Annotated in this window: 14 protein-coding genes; 8 read left to right on the top strand and 6 right to left on the bottom strand. The window is 71.9% G+C overall.

The window, feature by feature from the left end; all coding sequences use genetic code 11:
* Positions 1 to 52: 52 nt before the first annotated feature.
* The 6 genes from STRTU_RS30890 (at position 53) to STRTU_RS30865 (ending at position 6819) form a co-directional block, all read left to right on the top strand.
* Positions 53 to 814, top strand: a complete 762-nt coding sequence (locus STRTU_RS30890; RefSeq protein ID WP_159748261.1) for a DeoR/GlpR family DNA-binding transcription regulator — start codon at positions 53 to 55, stop codon at positions 812 to 814.
* Positions 815 to 1017: 203 nt separating this feature from the next.
* Positions 1018 to 2394 (top strand): ABC transporter substrate-binding protein, encoded by a 1377-nt coding sequence (locus STRTU_RS30885; RefSeq protein WP_159748259.1) that lies wholly within the window; start codon positions 1018 to 1020, stop codon positions 2392 to 2394.
* Positions 2375 to 3358 (top strand): carbohydrate ABC transporter permease, encoded by a 984-nt coding sequence (locus STRTU_RS30880; protein WP_159748257.1) that lies wholly within the window; start codon positions 2375 to 2377, stop codon positions 3356 to 3358. Before STRTU_RS30885 ends, STRTU_RS30880 begins: the two co-directional genes overlap by 20 nt.
* The gene (locus STRTU_RS30875) at positions 3355 to 4230 is read left to right on the top strand and encodes a carbohydrate ABC transporter permease (protein ID WP_159748255.1); all 876 of its coding nucleotides are present in this window, start codon (positions 3355 to 3357) and stop codon (positions 4228 to 4230) included. Before STRTU_RS30880 ends, STRTU_RS30875 begins: the two co-directional genes overlap by 4 nt.
* Complete coding sequence (locus tag STRTU_RS30870; RefSeq protein WP_159748253.1) at positions 4227 to 5219, top strand: zinc-dependent alcohol dehydrogenase family protein; 993 nt, start codon at positions 4227 to 4229, stop codon at positions 5217 to 5219. Before STRTU_RS30875 ends, STRTU_RS30870 begins: the two co-directional genes overlap by 4 nt.
* Positions 5220 to 5343: 124 nt before the next feature.
* Positions 5344 to 6819, top strand: coding sequence for a membrane-associated oxidoreductase (locus STRTU_RS30865; RefSeq protein ID WP_159748251.1), 1476 nt, complete (start codon positions 5344 to 5346; stop codon positions 6817 to 6819).
* Between the two features lie 5 nt (positions 6820 to 6824).
* On the opposite strand, the gene STRTU_RS30860 is transcribed toward STRTU_RS30865, so the two are convergent.
* The 5 genes from STRTU_RS30860 to STRTU_RS30840 form a co-directional block, all read right to left on the bottom strand.
* Positions 6825 to 7838, bottom strand: a complete 1014-nt coding sequence (locus tag STRTU_RS30860) for a winged helix-turn-helix domain-containing protein (protein ID WP_159748249.1) — start codon at positions 7836 to 7838, stop codon at positions 6825 to 6827.
* Between the two features lie 163 nt (positions 7839 to 8001).
* Positions 8002 to 8475 (bottom strand): NUDIX hydrolase, encoded by a 474-nt coding sequence (locus STRTU_RS30855; protein WP_159748247.1) that lies wholly within the window; start codon positions 8473 to 8475, stop codon positions 8002 to 8004.
* A gap of 5 nt (positions 8476 to 8480) precedes the next feature.
* Positions 8481 to 10028 (bottom strand): ATP-dependent DNA ligase, encoded by a 1548-nt coding sequence (locus STRTU_RS30850; protein WP_159748245.1) that lies wholly within the window; start codon positions 10026 to 10028, stop codon positions 8481 to 8483.
* A 73-nt stretch (positions 10029 to 10101) separates the two neighbouring features.
* Positions 10102 to 11499 carry an FAD-binding oxidoreductase gene (locus STRTU_RS30845; RefSeq protein ID WP_159748243.1) on the bottom strand — a complete coding sequence of 466 codons (1398 nt, stop codon included), beginning with the start codon at positions 11497 to 11499 and terminating at the stop codon, positions 10102 to 10104.
* Between the two features lie 10 nt (positions 11500 to 11509).
* Positions 11510 to 12490, bottom strand: coding sequence for an antibiotic biosynthesis monooxygenase (locus tag STRTU_RS30840; RefSeq protein ID WP_246241538.1), 981 nt, complete (start codon positions 12488 to 12490; stop codon positions 11510 to 11512).
* 95 nt (positions 12491 to 12585) lie between these two features.
* On the opposite strand from STRTU_RS30840, the gene STRTU_RS30835 reads away from it, so the two are divergent.
* Positions 12586 to 13152 carry a nucleoside deaminase gene (locus tag STRTU_RS30835; protein WP_159749749.1) on the top strand — a complete coding sequence of 189 codons (567 nt, stop codon included), beginning with the start codon at positions 12586 to 12588 and terminating at the stop codon, positions 13150 to 13152.
* A gap of 164 nt (positions 13153 to 13316) precedes the next feature.
* On the opposite strand, the gene STRTU_RS30830 is transcribed toward STRTU_RS30835, so the two are convergent.
* On the bottom strand, positions 13317 to 14297 hold the full coding sequence (locus tag STRTU_RS30830) for a hypothetical protein (protein WP_246241536.1): 981 nt from the start codon (positions 14295 to 14297) through the stop codon (positions 13317 to 13319).
* A 381-nt stretch (positions 14298 to 14678) separates the two neighbouring features.
* On the opposite strand from STRTU_RS30830, the gene STRTU_RS30825 reads away from it, so the two are divergent.
* Positions 14679 to 15398: a histone deacetylase gene (locus STRTU_RS30825; protein WP_174879005.1), complete on the top strand. Its 720-nt coding sequence runs from the start codon at positions 14679 to 14681 to the stop codon at positions 15396 to 15398.
* Positions 15399 to 15527: the final 129 nt, after the last annotated feature.

Raw genomic sequence — 15527 nt, 5'->3', positions numbered from 1 at the left:
CTCCGTGACCGAACGCAGACCGGAACCACCCAGAAAGCGGCAGGAGTGAGCCATGAGGGCCGAGGAACGCCAACAACGCATCCTCGCGCTCGCCCGGCAGCACGGCCGGATCGAGGTCACCGAGGCCGCGTCGGAGTTCGGGGTCGCCCGCGAGACCGTCCGGCGCGATCTGAGCGAGCTGGAGCGCCGGGGCCTGATCCGGCGTACGCACGGCGCGGCGTATCCGGTCGAGAGCGCCGGGTTCGAGACCACGCTGGCCCGGCGGGAAACCTTGCAGGTGGACGAGAAGCGCCGGATCGCGGCGGCCGCCGCGGCGCTGGTCGGCGAGGCCGAGACGGTCTTCGTCGACGAGGGCTACACCCCGGAGCTGGTCGCCACGCTGCTGCCCACCGACCGCCCGCTGACCGTGATCACCGCATCGCTGCGGACCGCCTCGCTGGTCGCCGCGTCCGAATCGACCACGGTGCTGCTGGCCGGCGGCCGGGTACGCTCCGGGACCCAGGCGACGGTGGGCTCCTGGGCCCGCGACATGCTCGCCCGGTTCGTGATCGACCTGGCGTTCCTGGGGGCGAACGGTGTCTCCCGGGAGCACGGTCTGACCACGCCTGATCCGGCGGTCGCCGAGGTGAAGGAGCAGGCCGTGCGCTCCTCGCGGCGGCGGGTGCTGGTCGGGGTGCACAGCAAGTTCGGCGCCAGCAGCTTCTGCCGGTTCGCCGAGGTCCGTGATTTCGACACGATCGTCACCGACGCGGGGCTGTCCGCGCCGGAGGCGCATCGCTATTCGCTCCTGGGGCCGCAGGTGCTCCGGGTCTGACCGCGGCCGGGGCCGCCGGACGACCGGCCCCGCACCGCGGCACCACATCCCCCACAGCTGACCGCCGAAGGCCGGGCCCGCACCGCCGGCCGTCGGACGGCTCCCGGGCGTACCCGCGAACAGGCCCGTACGCCCAGGAACCGCCGCTTGTGCGGCACGCGCCGGACATGCGCGTCCCCCTTGTCCCCAGAAAGGTACGAGCCGTGAGAGCACGATCCCCCGGACCCGGCGGCGGCCGCTCCCTTGGGCTGACCGCCCTCGCCGTGGCCCTCGCCCTGTCCACCGCCGGCTGTTACCGCGGTGCCGGCGACGCGGGCAATGAGAGCCGCGACAGCATCAACGTCCTGATGGTCAACAACCCGCAGATGGTGGATCTGCAGCGGCTCACCGCCGAGCACTTCACCAAGGAGACCGGCATCAAGGTCAACTTCACCGTGCTGCCGGAGGACGATCTGCGCGACAAGATGAGCCAGGACTTCTCCAGCCAGGCCGGGCAGTACGACGTGGCGAGCGTCAGCAACTACGAGACGCCCATCTACGCCCGCAACGGCTGGCTGACCGAGCTGGGGACCCGCGCCGCCAAGGACCGCGAGTTCGACCAGGGCGACATCCTTCCCCCGGTCCGCTCCTCCCTCACGGCCGCCGACGGCAAGATCTACGCGCAGCCCTTCTACGGCGAGTCCTCGTTCCTGATGTACCGCAAGGACCTCCTCAAGGAGGCCGGGCTGACCATGCCCGCGAAGCCCACCTGGCACCAGGTGGCCGCCCTGGCGGCGAAGCTGGACGGCTTCCGCAAGGGCATGAAGGGGATCTGTCTGCGCGGCCAGCCGGGCTGGGGCCAGCTCGGCGCCCCGCTGACCACCGTCGTCAACACCTTCGGCGGGACCTGGTTCACCAAGGACTGGAAGCCGCAGGTCGACAGCCCGGAATTCACCCGGGCCACCCGGTTCTATGTGGACCTGGTCCGCAAACACGGCGAGGCGGGCGCGCCGCAGGCCGGCTACACCGAGTGCCTCAACGACATGCAGCAGGGCAAGGTCGCCATGTGGTACGACGCGACGGCCGGCGCCGGTTCGCTGGAGGGCGCGGACTCCAAGGTCGCGGGCAAGGTCGGCTACGCACCGGCGCCGGTGGAGCGGACCCGGGACGCGGGCTGGCTCTACACCTGGGCGTGGGGCATCCAGAAGGCCAGTACGCACCAGGACGCGGCCTGGAAGTTCATCCGCTGGGCCTCGGGCAAGAGCTACGAAAAGCTGGTGGGCCGCGAACTGGGCTGGTCGAAGGTGCCCGGCGGCAAGCGGGCCTCCCTCTACCGCGATCCGGCCTATGTCAAGGCGTCGGGAGCGTTCGCCGGCCCGACCGAGCGGGCGATCAGCTCGGCCCGGCCCGGCGACCCCGGCGTACAGCAACGCCCGGCCCCCGGGATCCAGTTCCTCGGTATCCCCGAGTTCGCCGACCTGGGCACCAAGGTCTCGCACGAGATCAGCTCGGCCATCGCCGGGAAGCAGAGCGTGTCCGAAGCCCTGAGGAACAGCAAGCGACCGGCGCAGGAGGTGTCCGATGCCTATACGGACCGCTGAACCGGCCCCCGGGGCCGAGGCGTCCGCCGTGCGGCGCGGCGGTGGCCCGGCGGCCCGCGCCCGCCGCACCGAGCGGGCGAAGAACTGGGCCCGCCGCGCCCCGCTGCTGCCCGCGCTGGTCTTCCTCGTGATCGTCACCCAACTCCCGTTCGTGGCCACCGTGGTGATCTCCTTCACCCGCTGGAACGCACTCGCGCCGGAGAACCGCGGCTTCGCCGCCTTCGACAACTACCGGGCCGTCTTCACCGATCCCGCGATGCGGGCCTCGGTGGGCACGACGGTGCTGCTGACCGTGACCGTGGTGCTGGTCAGCCTGCTGCTCGGGCTGGTTCTGGCGCTGCTGCTGGACCGTGGTTTCCGCGGCCGCGGCATCGTCCGCACCCTGCTCATCACGCCGTTCCTGGTCGTCCCCGTCGCCTCCGCGCTGTTGTGGAAGCATGCGCTGTACAACGCCTCGTACGGGCTGCTCAATGGTTCGCTGACCTGGATCTGGCGGCTGTTCGGCAGCGACGATCCGCCGCAGCCGGACTGGATGACCGACTCCCCGCTGGCCGCGGTGGAGGTGTCGCTGATCTGGCAGTGGACGCCGTTCATGATGCTGATCCTGCTGGCCGGGCTGCAGAGCCGGGCGACGGACGCGATCGAGGCGGCCCGGATGGACGGCGCGTCCGCCTTCGACATCTTCCGCTATCTGACCCTGCCGCATCTGCGCCGCTACCTCGAACTGGCCGCGCTGCTGGGCACGGTGTACGTCGTGCAGAACTTCGACGCGGTGTTCACCATCACGTCCGGCGGCCTCGGCACGGCCAACCTTCCATACACCATCTACCAGACCTTCTACCAGGCCCATGACTACGGACGGGCGTCCGCACAGGGCGTCGTGGTGGTGCTGTGTTCGCTGCTGGTGGCGACCTTCGCGCTGCGCACCGTCTCGTCCCTGCTGCGCGAGGAGGTCACCCGATGAACCGCAGCCCCCTGGCCCCGCGCCGTACCGGCTCCCCCGCTACACGGCGCCGGCGCCGCACCGGCACCCTGCTGGGCCTGACGGCCTGGCTGTGCGGGATCGGCTTCTTCCTGCCCGTCGCCTGGATGGTGCTGACGTCCTTCCACAGCGAGACGGACGCGGCGACCAACCCGCCGAGCGTCGGCGCCGGGCTGAGTCTGCACGGCTACCGCGAGTTCTTCGGCGCGGACAGCGGCGTCAGCCCCTGGCCGCCGCTGATCAACTCACTGACCGCCTCCGTCGTCGCCACCGTGCTGGTGCTGCTGCTGGCGATACCCGCCGCCTACGCCCTGGCCATCAAGCCGGTGCGCAAATGGAGCGATGTCCTCTTCTTCTTCCTGTCCACGAAGATGCTGCCGCTGGTGGCCGGGCTGCTGCCGGTCTACCTGGTCGCGCAGAACACCGGGATGCTGGACAGCATCTGGCTGCTGGTCCTGCTCTACACCTCGATGAATCTGCCGATCGCGGTGTGGATGATGCGCTCGTTCCTCGCCGAGGTCCCGGTGGAGATGCTGGAGGCCGCCTCGATCGACGGGGCGGGGCTGACCTGCACCCTGACCCGGATCGTGGCGCCGGTCGCCATGCCGGGCATCGCGGCCACCGCCCTGATCTCGTTCATCTTCAGCTGGAACGAGCTGCTGTTCGCCCGGGTCCTGACCGGGATCGTGGCCGGCACCTCGCCGGTGTTCCTGACCGGACTCGTCACCAGCCAGGGCCTGTTCCTGGCCAAGGTGTGCGCCGCCGCCACCGTCATCTCCCTCCCGGTGATCGTCGCCGGGTTCGCCGCCCAGGACAAACTCGTCCAGGGCCTGTCGCTTGGAGCCGTGAAATGAAAGCCGCAGTGATCAGCGCCCCCGGCACCGTCGAGGTCGCCACCGTCGAGGACCCGGCGCCCGGCCCCCGCGAGGTCGTGGTCTCGGTCGCCGCGTGCGGGCTGTGCGGCACCGATCTGCACATCCTCCAGGGCGAGTTCGCGCCCACCCTGCCGGTCGTGCCGGGCCATGAGTTCGCCGGTACGGTCGTGGCCACCGGCAGCGCGGTCACCGAGTTCGCCGAGGGCGACCGGGTGGCCGTCGACCCGTCGCTCTACTGCTTCGAGTGCCACTACTGCCGCATCGGCCGCAACAACCTCTGTGAGCGCTGGGCGGCCATCGGGGTGACCACGGCGGGCGGCGCCGCCGAGTTCGCCGTGGCCCCGGTCGGGAACTGCGTCAAGCTGCCCGATCACATCCGCACCGAGGACGCGGCGCTGATCGAGCCGCTCTCCTGCGCCGTCCGCGGCTACGACATCCTGCGCTCCCAGCAGTTGGGCACCCGGGTCCTGATCTACGGCTCGGGCACGATGGGCCTGATGATGCTCGAACTCGCCAAGCGCACCGGTGCGGCCGGGGTCGATGTCGTCGACATCAACCCGCAGCGGCTGGCCACCGCCCGCACCCTGGGGTGCAGCGCCGCGGCCGGTTCCGCCCACGAGCTGGACCGCCCGCGCGGCTGGGACGTGGTGATCGACGCCACCGGCAATGAGCACGCCATCCAGGACGCGCTGGGGCGGGTCGGCAAGGGCGGCACCTTCCTCCAGTTCGGCGTCGCCGACTACGCCGCCCGCGCCACCATCGAGCCCTACCGCATCTACAACCAGGAGATCACCATCACCGGCTCGATGGCCGTCCTGCACAGCTATGAACGCGCCGCGGAACTCTTCGCGGCGGGCACCCTGGACCCGGAGATCTTCATCAGCGACCGGCTCCCGCTGGACCGCTACGCGGAGGCGCTGGGCCGCTTCCGGGCGGGCGAGGGGCGGAAGATCCTGGTACGGCCGTGAACCGGGCCCGGGGCGGGTTCGCAAGGCCCGCCCCGGGCCGACTCCATGGAGGCGCGGGGAAAGCAAGGCCCGCCGCACAGCTCTTGGTTGACAGTTCGTACACCCACGCGACAGCATCCGGCCGGTGGAGATCACCAGGCTCACCCCAGCGGAACGCCGTGTCTGGCAGGCGTTCCCCCTCGGCGAGGGCGTCGACTTCCGGGAGAGCGCCGACGAAGACCCCGCCACCGGCGCCGCCTGGGGCCCCGAGCGGACCGTGCGCGCCGCGGTGCTCCGGGTGCTGCTGCTCAACGGGCCGTCACGGGACGGCGAGATAGCGGGGCTGAAGCTGTGGGGCGCCCGCATCACCGGGGAACTGAACCTCAAATACGGCAGGGTTGGGCACCCGGTGCGGCTGCGGTCCTGCTACTTCGAGGAGACCCCGGATCTGTACGGCGCGCAGCTGCGCATCCTGGCGCTGAACGACTCGGTCCTGCCGGGGCTCACGGCCGGACACCTCCATGTCGACGGCGTGCTGCGCCTCACCTGCTGCCGTATCACGGGGCCGGTGCGGCTGGCCGGGGCGCAAGTATCCGGTGCGGTCTTCGCCAACGGCTCCCACTTCGGCGATCCGGCCGCCACGGAGCCGCCGGAGGAGCCGGTCCTCCAGCTGAACCACGCCGATATCGGCACCGACCTCTGGGCGCCCGGCCTGGTCGCCCACGGCCGGATCCGGCTGAACGGCGCCACCGTCGGCGGACAGATCACACTCGACGACGCGCGGCTCAGCGCCCCCGGCGGTCATGCGCTGGAGGCCGAGACCCTCAGCGTCGGCACCGATGTGCACGCGATGCGGCTGTGTGCCCACGGCCGGGTCGATCTGCGCGGCGCCCGGATCGGTGGCCAGCTCAATTTCGCCTATGCCGCCCTCGCCAACCCGGGTGGGGTCGCGTTACGCGTCAGCAGCTGCGTCGCGGGCGAGATGTGGCTGCGCGAGGCGAAGCCCGTGGTGGGCACGGTGAATCTGCGCCGCGCCCAGTTCGATGTCCTGTACGTCCCGCCGGAGGTCTGGCCGGACGAGGTCAAGCTGGACCGGCTCACCTACGGTTCGCTGCTCCCGCACCTTCCCGCCGAGGAACGGCTCCCGGTCCTGGAGCGCGAGCGCGCGGGCTATGTGTCGTACTCGTACGAGCAGCTCGCCGGCGCCTACCGTACGGCCGGGGACGAAGCCGCCGCCCGCACCGTCCAGTTGGCCAAACTCCGGCGCCACCGCCGCACCCTGCCCTGGTACGCCAAGATCTGGGGTCACCTTCAGGACGCCACGGTCGGCTACGGCTTCCGTCCGATGCGCGCCGCCGGCTGGTTGCTGGCGCTGCTGCTGATCGGCGCCGTCGCTTTCGCCCTGCACCCGCCGCGTCCGCTGAAGAGCGACGAGGCCCCCGACTTCAACCCGTTCTTCTACACCCTCGATCTGCTGATGCCGATCATCGGCTTCGGACAGGAGGGGGCCTTCGCGCCGCGGGGCTGGTACCAGTGGCTCTCGTATCTGCTGGTCATCACGGGCTGGACGCTGGCCACGACGATCGCGACGGGCATCACCCGGTCCTTGGCCCGTCAGTAGGGGGCTCAATGCGGCAGCCGCACCGGAGCCAGCTCGCCGTGCAGCAGCGCCGTGCCGAGCGGGGTGAGGGCGTGGACGACCGAACCGCCGTCGCGGCGGCTGCGGGCCAGATTGGCCTCCCGCAGGGCGCTCACGTGCTCGCTGGCCGAGGGGGCGGAGACCCGTAAGCGGCGGGCCAGTTCGCCCGTGGTGGCCGGTGCGTCGAGGGCGGCGAGGATACGGGCCCGGGTGCGGCCGAGGAGGGTGGACAGCGCCTGCGGATGGCAGCTGCGGGTGGTGGCCGGGGCCCAGGCCGTGGAGTGTTCCACGGGGTAGACCAGGACCGGCGGCAGGGCGGGGTCGGCGAGGGCGATGGGTCTTCGCCAGCAGAAGTGGGACGGGATCAGCCGCAGCCCGCGCCCGCCCAGCCGCAGTTCGCGGTCCTGGGGATAGTCGACATACAGCCACGGTGGCTCCCAACGGAGTGCGGGGCGGAGGCTGTTGAGCATGCCGTCGACGCCGCCCCGGCAGAAGGCGCGGGCGCGGGCACCGCGGTCGGAGTCGACGGTGACCGCCGCCTCCGTCCAGTCGGGAGCTATCACCGCGCGGTGCACCTCCTGGAACGCGCGGGCCAGCTCATCGAGCGGCTCCCGGCTCCCGGCGGCCAGTGCGGCGCTCCAGCGCGGGAGCCGGTCCGGCAGCGCGGCCCGCGCGCACTCCGCGGTCAGCCGGACCGGGGAGGTGTCCCGCAGCGCCGCCAGCCCCGCGGCCAGCCCGTCGCGGGCCGCGTCCGGGGTGAGGAAGTCCGGGAAGTAGCGGGCGTCGGCCGGGGCCAGTGCGCTGATCAGCCGGGCGGCGCGGGTCAGCCCCCGGGCGTCGAGTTCGCGGCGGGCCCGAGCGCGCCAGGCGCCGTAGACCGGTACCCCCCGGCCCGTTGGTGCGACATGGTGCAGGGCGAGCACCGTTTCCCACAGCGGATCGGGTTCGGCGGCTATCTGCACCCGCGCGATATCCCGTTCTTCGAAGTGAATACGCAACATGCGGCCCCCGCGGCATGCTCATGACCCCGTTGCCAGGGCCCCGTTCGGGGCCAGGTCGAACGGCCCCGCCGCCAGATTGCCGGTGGGGAACGGAGGTGTCCAGGGCGAGTTGAGGCATGTCGCTGCGCGGGTGGTGAAGCCGGGGAGTGCACGGCGCCCGCGGTCAGTCCCCGCTCGCGAGCCGTACCGCCAGCCGCTCCAGGAACACCCGCTGGCCCGTCACCATCCGTATGCGCGCCTCCTGCGGGCCGCACCAGGACACCCGGTCGATCTCGGGGAAGGTGCGGAGCACCCCGGATCCGCGCGGCCACTCCATCTCGAAGGTGCCGGGCACCACCCGCCCGGGATCGAGATCGCTCTCGACGGCCCAGACCGTCACCACCTTGCCGCCCGACTGGCGGGCCTCGCCCAGCGGGAGAAACCGCCCTTCCGGCGGCGGCAGGCCCAGCTCCTCCTCGAACTCCCGCCGGGCCGCGTCCCACGCCTCCTCCGGCGGTACGTACTCGCCCTTGGGCACCGACCACGCCCCCGCGTCCCGCCGCTCCCACAACGGCCCGCCCATATGCGCCAGCAGCACCTCGAACCCGTCCGCCGTGCCCCGGTACAGCAGCAGTCCGGCGCTGCGCTTCCCGGCCATGCCGGTCACGGTTCCCCGCTGTCGTGCGCGGTGAGCACCGTCTCGACGGTGTCCGCCTCGGCCGCGGTCTTGTCCTCCCGGTAGCGCACCACGCGCGCGAAGCGCAGGGTCACCCCCGCCGGGTAGCGCGAGGAGGTCTGCAGCCCGTCGTAGGCGATCTCGACCACGAGTTCCGGACGCACCGTCACGACATGGCCGTTGTCCGCCACCGCGAGCTGCTGCAGCCGCTCGGTCTGCCAGCCGAGGGTGGCATCGGTGAGCCCCTTGAACGTCTTGCCCAGCATGACGAAGCCGCCGTCCGGAGACCGCGCCCCGAGGTGGAGGTTGGACAGCTTCCCGGTGCGCCGGCCGTGACCCCACTCCGCGGCCAGCACCACCAGATCCAGGGTGTGTACGGGTTTGACCTTCAGCCAGGCGGCGCCGCGGCGGCCCGCGCTGTAGGGGGCGTCCAGCGCCTTGACCACGACGCCCTCATGGCCCCGGCGCAGGGTCGCGGCCCAGAACTCCTCGGCGGCGGCGCGGGCGGCGGCATCGGCCGGGTCGCCGACCACCTGGCGGCGCACCCGCAGCGGCTCGGGAACCAGCCGGGCCAGCTCCGTATGCCGCTGTGCGCCGGGGAGTTCCAGCAGGTCGCGGCCGTCGACCGACAGCACGTCGAAGAAGACCGGGGACAGCGGCAGCGCGGCCTGCGCAGCGGAGACGTCCACCCGTGAGCCGAACCGTCCGGCGACCCGCTGGAACGGCACCGGCCGGCCCGCACCGTCCAGGGCGATCACCTCGCCGTCGAGGATGAAGCGGGTGGCCGGCAGGTCCCGGGCGACCGCGGTGACCTCGGGGAGCCGGTCGGTGACCTCGTCCAGGGTGCGGGTGTGGATCCGGACGTCCGGCCCGTCGCGGTGGACCTGGATGCGGATGCCGTCGAGCTTCTCTTCCACGGCACAGGCGCCGAGCCGGTCGATCGCCTCGGCCACCGTCTTGGCGCTGTGCGCCAGCATCGGCCCGACGGGGCGGCCGACGGTGAGCCGGAACTCCGCGAGCGCGGCCGGCCCGCCGGCGAGCAGCGCCCGTGCCACGTCCGGCAGCGATCCCGCCAGCATCACGGCGCGCCGTACGTCCGCCGCGGGCACCTCGGTGGCGGCGGCGAGCCCTTCGGCCGCGATGGCGTCCAGCGCGCCCTGCCGTACCTCGCCGGTGAGCAGGCCGGTCAGAAACCGCTGCTCCTCCGCCGTCGCCGCCGCCAGCAGCTCCCGGACGAGTCCGCGCCGCTCCTCTTGCGCCCCGGCCCCGGAGACCCGGGCCAGGGCGGACAGCGCGGTATCCACGTCCCGTACGGTCAGCGTGGCGCGGTCGGCGGCCGGCACCGGTTCCCGCAGCACGCTCCAGCCGATGCCGATCCGCCCCTGGGGCAGCCGTCCGGCGAGGTACGGGATGACCACCGGGACGTCCTCCGGCGCCGCGGCCCGGAACAGCCCGGCCAGCAGCGCGATCTTCCGCGAACGCGCCGGTGTCGCGGCGACCTCCCCCGACACCTGTGCGAGTTGCGCCAGCAGCATAGGGCCATGGTGCCCCCGGGGAGCCGTCCCCGCTCCCCGGCGGGACAGCCCTTAAGGGGCGAGGCAAGAGCCCTCAGGGAGCGAGGTAGGAGTGGAAGAGGTTTTCCAGGTCCCACTGTGCCTTGATCTCCTGCAGGCGGTCCCAGGTGGCCGGGGCGTAGGAGCGCCGGGCCCGTGCGGGGTCGGCCTTCAGGTCCGTCTCGGCGATGTAGTGGCAGCCATCGCCCTGCGGGTCCGCGGCGGCCATGGCGTCCCGCAGCCAGCGCGCGTTGTCGCGGTCCCCGGCCGGGTCGTCCCAGATCGCGTAGCAGACGAGATAGGACGCGCCGAGCGGGGCGAAGGCCATGTTCCGCAGCAGCGCGGGTTCCTGGGAGACGGGCTGTACGGGCGAGAGCACCAGGGACTTCCCGGAGGGGGCGTGGGCGACCGCGTCGGCGATCCGGGTCAGCTGGGTGGTGTAGCTCTCCGGCGACCACAGGGTGTCCGCCGCATACCGGTGGGCGGGCGGCCAGACCGCCGCCGCGCCCTCGTGCAGGGCGGCGAAGGAGACCGGGGTGGGAGGCGTCCGGGTGACGGCGCATGCGCCGAAGGGGCAGTCGGCGAACGGCTCCAGCGCCTGCCGGGCCTCGTGCTCGGTCGCGGCGAACGCGGTGGCGGCGACCGTGATCCGGGGCCCCCGGGGAGCATCGGCCGTCGCCGGCCCGGAGGACGCGAGGACGAAGGCGGTTTCCACGTACGGCGGGAGGCGGCGGGCGAGTGGCTCCGCCCAGTCCGTGACCCGGGTGACCTCGGCCAGCGGGAAGGTGAGGCCGGCCGTCATGATCGCGGCGGGGTGGGGGTGCAGGGCGAGGCGGAAGCCGGTGACGGCCGCGCAGAAGCCCGGCCCGGCGCCCCGGGCGGCCCAGAAGAGGTCGGGGTACTCGGTGTCGCTACAGGTGACCGTCCGCCCGTCGGCGGTGACGGCCCGGATCTCCCGTACGTCGGCGCAGGACGCCCCCCAGGCACGGGAGTTCCAGCCGAGGCCGCCGCTGAGCAGGAATCCGCCGACCGCCACCGTGGGACAGTGTCCGACGGGGAAGGCCAGGTCATGCGGGGTGAGGGCGGCGACCAGATCCTGGCCGGTGGCGCCGGGTCCCACCGTGGCGGTGGCCGGGCCGGTGCCGTGCGCGGGCGTGATGCCGCACTGCCGGAGCCCGGAGAGGTCGAGCAGCAGGCCCCCGTCGCGAAGGGGCGAGCCGGACCAGTTGTGCCCGCCGGAGCGCATCGAGACCCGCAGGCCCTGGGCACGGGCCCAGGCAACGGCGTGCACCACATCCGCTTCGGTGGCGGCCCGCACGATGGCGTCGGGGCACCGTGGGGGCGTGGCCTCGTTCCACACCGCGCCGGTACGGGCGCCCTCGTAGCCGGGGTCACCCCGCCGGATCAGCGTGCCCTCGATGGCCGCCGCAACTCCCGGTGCCCGTGGGCGCATCGCGGTCTCCTCACCAGATCTGGCCGGTGATCAGGCCGAAGACGCCGATGAAGACCACGTAACAGACCATCACCAACGCGATACCCATCAGCTGCACCCGGCGGGTGCGGACCCGCGCGGGCACCAGCCAGAAGGCGAACGCCCTGTTCACCATAGGCATCAGCAGCCAGGTCAGCGCACTGACGCTCAGCACATTGGAGAGGAACAGGCCGATGTACTCCCGGATTCCGAGTTTCTCCAGTCCGTATCCGACGGTCAGGTTGAGCACCATCACCGTCGGATAGAGCGCCAGCAGCACGGTCATGGCCTGTTTCCAGTTGGGCGGCGCGCTGCGGTCCCGCCCGTGGTCGAAGCGGAACCAGCCGCTGAACGACGAACCGACCTTGCGCACGTCGTAGGCGGTGAAGTAGTTGCGCCCCTCCTCCAACAGCTCCTTGCGTACGTCGGAGGCGAGCCAGTCGTCGAGATTCGCACGCGACTCGAACCGGAAGACGACCACCCAGTTCTCCTGTACGCCCGCCACCGGCTCGAACAGCTCGGACCCCATGAAGCCCGGCGCCTTCTCCTGCTCCCGGAGCGTCTTCTGCTGCCAGTTCAGAAATCCCTCTTCGCAGCCCGGCCTGACCTCATGGGAGATCACGGCCGTGACCGCCTCCGGAGCCGCGGCGCTGCCGCCCTGGAGCACATCCTGCTTCGGGGGGCTTTCGAAGAGTTCGCGCGCGTCGTCCAGCAACTCCTGCCGGTGGTCCGAACCCAGCCATGCGGTCAAATAGTCCATGGTGGAAAAGCGGAATACCGTGACCCATTCATTGACTTCACCTGCGCCTGGCGGATATACCTCGGCGCCCACAAAACCCTCGAATTCACGAGCCGCCTGATTCATCCGGTCCTGCCAGCGCTGATACTCATCGGCCCGGCCCGCGCGCACCTTTTGCGAGGTCACGACGGTGGCATTGACGGCCATGGAGTCACGGCTTGCACGGGAACTCACATCGAGTAGCCTAGTGCATAACGGAATTACCGGGCAAATTGGGCAATTATCCGGTCCGTTCCGCAGCGGAATCGATGCCGATCGGAGAGTCCGTGATGGAAGACAAAGAACTCCTCGCAGAGGCCGTACGGCTGGCCACGGAATCCGTGGAGAACGGCTGGGGCGGCCCGTTCGGCGCGGTGCTCACCCGCAATGGGGAGATCCTGGCGCGTGGGCAGAACCGCGTTCTGCTGACCGGCGATCCCACCGCCCACGCCGAGATGGAGACGATCCGGAAAGCCATCCAGATCCTCAACCCTGAGGCGCCGTCAATCGCCGTGGAGCGCCAGAACGAGAGCACACTGGCGTACGTCCCCCGCCCCGAGGGGTCACCGGACCCGGTGCCCGAGCGCGCCCGGATGCTCCAGGGCTGCTCGATCTACATCAGCGGCGCGCCCTGCCCGATGTGCATGAGCGCCATCTACTGGTCACGGATCGACGCGGTGTACTACAGCTGCGACCTGGACGACACCGCGCGGATCGGCTTCGACGACACCTTCCAGTACGAGGACTTCCAGCGGCCGCTCGACGAGCGCCGGATCAAGATCGCGCAGATCTACCCCGAGCTGGGCGCCCATGCGTATGCGGCATGGACCAACCGGCCGGACAAGCATCCGTACTGACGGTGGATCAGCGGGCGTCGTGACCGCGCGGGCCGGGTGGCGGCGGACCGTCGCCACCCGGACCCCAGCCACCCGGACCCGAGCCGCCCGGACCCGAGCGTTCCGGACGGCTCACCGTACTTGGCGGCTCACTCGCACAGGGCCGCTCACTCGTACATGCCCGCTCACTCGTACATCACGTACTCCGGCTGCGGCCGGAGGGCCAGTACCTCCTTCGGTGTCATGAGGCGGCTGCCCTCGGCGTCCTCCTCGTAGAAGAGCTTGAAGCCGGTGTGCAGGCCGTCGGGCAGATCGTTGACCAGCTTGCGCCAGGTCCCGCGCTTCAGGCCGGGCGAGCCGATACCGTCGGCGCTCTTGATCAGCGCCACACCGGGCTGGGGGCGCAGCGCCGACTGCTCGCCCACGACGGACGTGGCGACCTGATGGAAGACCAGCGGCTTCTGCGGCAGATCGTGCTTCTCGACCAGGCCGGACAGATAGCGGGCGACCTTCGTCAGCTCATGGCCGTCCGTATGCCCATAGGTGTCGCCCGGCACCTCACCGGAGCGCATCTCCCATTCCGGGTCCAGGGCAACCCCCACGTCCGGGTGGACGAGCCAGTCACGCAGCGCCTTGACCTCGTCGAGCACCGCGGCCCGGCCCGGCTGGATGTTCAACAGCAGCAGCGCCTTCCGGTCGCGCGCCACCCGGTGGAAGCGGCGGATGGTGGCGGCGGGCGTCCGTGAGCGGTACTTGCCGTCCGGGCCGGCCGAGGAGTTGGCGACCGTCGCCAGGAGTTCGAGGACCGGCAGCGGTTCGCGTCCCGCCGCGTAGGAGTGCGCCACCTTCTCCGCCTCGGCGGCCCGCCGCCCGGGGTCGCCGGTCCCGAGCCGGCCGAGCGCCGCCGCACCGGGCAGGCCACAGAACCCGACCAGCCGGTAGTGCGGGAACAACTCCCTTCCGCCACGCGGGAGTTCCGGGCGGCGCCGCTTCTTCGGGCGGGCGGAGGACGCGGAGCCGGACGGGCCTGGGGAGCCACTGCCGCCCGACGGGGAGGAGCCCGGCCCGCCCGGCGGTGAGGCCCTGGACGCGGAGTCGGCCCGCGAGGACGTGCCCGCGCAGGCCGTGAGCAGTCCGAGCCCGGCCGCTGTTGTGGCCGCGAGCATGTGACGCCGGCTGGCGGACGGCGAGGGCGCGGGGCCGCCGCCCGCCCTCCTGGCCCTGCGTATCCCTGATATCCCTGATGTCTCCGATATCTCGGCGTCTGTCCTTGGTATCCCTGCGTCGGTTCGCCCTGGCATCTCGTCCGCCACGCTGTCTCCGTCCCCCGGCATCCGGCCGCTGACCGGACACCGGTTGTCGTGCGGACCGGTCCACTCCGGTCCGTGCAGTGCGCTTCTCCAGCCCCTCCACGGCAAAACCCCTGGTGGTAACGATCAAGCCAGGTTCGCCCCGGCCGCTCGCCCGTAGGCCGTCGCCTCGCGCGGCCGCCCCACCGGTACGGGCCGAGCGCCCCAGCGGCGGGCCGGTCCGCGTAGCGTGAGGGTGTGATCAGGGCCCGCCGCCTCGACGCGCTGGACGACTCCCCCGAAGCCGTGCGGCGCCGCAGCCCCGTCCACCACCTGTGGTACGCCGCCTACGGCTCCAACATGCATCTCGACCGGCTCACCGCCTACCTGGCCGGAGGCCGGCCGCCCGGCGGGCTGCGCAGCTACCCGGGCTGCCGCGACCCCCGCGTCCCCGCGCGTACGGCCCCGATCATGCTGTCGGGGCTGCTCTACTTCGCCACCGAATCCCAGGTGTGGACCGGCGGCAGCGCCTTCTACGACCCCGGCGCCGCACCGGCCCGCCGCCCTGACGGCCGACCGGGAAGCGCCGAACTCCCCTCCTGCGCCTACCTTCTGACGCTCTCCCAGTTTTCCGACATCGCCGCCCAGGAGATGTACCGGGAGCCCGGCGAGGATCTCGATCTCACGGAGGCCGTCACCCGGGGCCGGTCCCGCACCGGCCCCGGGCGGTACGAGACGCTGGTGTGCCCGGGGCTGCTGGACGGCTACCCGGTGCTGACCTTCACCGCCCCGTGGAGCAGCCAGGACATCGCCATGAACCCACCGTCGGCGGCGTATCTGCGGCATATCGCGGCCGGTATCGTCGCCTCCCACGGCTGGAGCGCCCGCCGGGCCGCCGACTACCTGGCCGGCTGCCCGGGAGCCGACGGCCATTGGACGGCGACGGAGATCGCGGCACTGCTCACCGACCCGGCCTGACCTGCGGCCCGGGGGTGCCCGGGGGTGCCCGCAGGCCCCGGCACGCCGTACGGACGCGTACCGGCCGCCGACGTGCCCGCCGCGGGCAGACTGGAGCCCCCCGGCCGGTTCCGACCTGGCCCGATGACT

The organism is Streptomyces tubercidicus, from assembly GCF_027497495.1.
Classification (GTDB): domain Bacteria; phylum Actinomycetota; class Actinomycetes; order Streptomycetales; family Streptomycetaceae; genus Streptomyces; species Streptomyces tubercidicus.
The sequence above is the reverse complement of the archived record's forward strand: the minus strand, read 5'-3'. Positions and strand labels throughout refer to the sequence as shown.

Coding starts and splice junctions, on each gene's coding strand:
- STRTU_RS30860 (WP_159748249.1), bottom strand. CDS start 7,838: ATGTTGCGTATTCACTTCGAAGAACGGGATATCGCGCGGGTGCAGATA.
- STRTU_RS30835 (WP_159749749.1), top strand. CDS start 12,586: ATGGAAGACAAAGAACTCCTCGCAGAGGCCGTACGGCTGGCCACGGAA.
- STRTU_RS30850 (WP_159748245.1), bottom strand. CDS start 10,028: ATGCTGCTGGCGCAACTCGCACAGGTGTCGGGGGAGGTCGCCGCGACA.
- STRTU_RS30845 (WP_159748243.1), bottom strand. CDS start 11,499: ATGCGCCCACGGGCACCGGGAGTTGCGGCGGCCATCGAGGGCACGCTG.
- STRTU_RS30875 (WP_159748255.1), top strand. CDS start 3,355: ATGAACCGCAGCCCCCTGGCCCCGCGCCGTACCGGCTCCCCCGCTACA.
- STRTU_RS30855 (WP_159748247.1), bottom strand. CDS start 8,475: ATGGCCGGGAAGCGCAGCGCCGGACTGCTGCTGTACCGGGGCACGGCG.
- STRTU_RS30870 (WP_159748253.1), top strand. CDS start 4,227: ATGAAAGCCGCAGTGATCAGCGCCCCCGGCACCGTCGAGGTCGCCACC.
- STRTU_RS30880 (WP_159748257.1), top strand. CDS start 2,375: ATGCCTATACGGACCGCTGAACCGGCCCCCGGGGCCGAGGCGTCCGCC.
- STRTU_RS30830 (WP_246241536.1), bottom strand. CDS start 14,297: ATGCTCGCGGCCACAACAGCGGCCGGGCTCGGACTGCTCACGGCCTGC.
- STRTU_RS30890 (WP_159748261.1), top strand. CDS start 53: ATGAGGGCCGAGGAACGCCAACAACGCATCCTCGCGCTCGCCCGGCAG.